Raw genomic sequence first — 648 nt, 5'->3', positions numbered from 1 at the left:
CCGAGGACGGCGCGGGCTGGCTGACGTTCTGGCGGTCGCTGACCGCCCGCGGGCTGTCTGGGGTGAAGCTGGTTACCAGTGACGCCCACGCCGGGCTGGTGGCCGCGATCGGAGCCACTCTGCCCGGTGCGGCCTGGCAGCGCTGCCGCACGCACTACACGACGAATCTGATGAGCGTCACACCGAAGGCGTCCTGGCCCTGGGTACGCACGCTGCTGCATTCGGTGTTCGATCAACCTGACGCGGAATCCGTTGCTGCACAATATGACCGGACCATCGACGCGCTCGCCGACAAACTGCCCAAGGTCGCTGATCACTTGGAGGCAGCCCGGCCAGACCTACTCGCGTTCACCGCGTTCCCCAAGCAGATCTGGCGCCAGATCTGGAGCAACAATCCCCAGGAACGGCTCAACAAAGAGATCCGCCGCCGCACCGACGTCGTGGGCATCTTCCCCGACCGCAACGCCCTGATCCGCCTCGTCGGCGCCGTGCTGGCCGAACAACACGACGAATGGGCTGAATCCCGGCGCTACCTCGGCCTCGACGTCCTCAGCAAATCACGCGCCGTCAACGACACCCCGACCGAACAGGAGGCCACCCCCGCGGCACTGACCGCCTGAACCATTAACTCGAAGAATCACACGACAG

At 65.6% G+C, this 648-nt stretch carries 1 protein-coding gene; it reads left to right on the top strand.

Features of this window, described 5'->3' with window-relative positions; genetic code table 11:
* On the top strand, nt 1-620 hold a 620-nt coding region (locus tag ACTWP6_RS30420; RefSeq protein ID WP_443189652.1), incomplete at its 5' end, for an IS256 family transposase.
* Nucleotides 621-648: the final 28 nt, after the last annotated feature.

Origin of the sequence: Mycobacterium sp. 4D054, assembly GCF_052245755.1 — a bacterium.
Taxonomy (GTDB): domain Bacteria; phylum Actinomycetota; class Actinomycetes; order Mycobacteriales; family Mycobacteriaceae; genus Mycobacterium.
The sequence above is the reverse complement of the archived record's forward strand: the minus strand, read 5'-3'. Positions and strand labels throughout refer to the sequence as shown.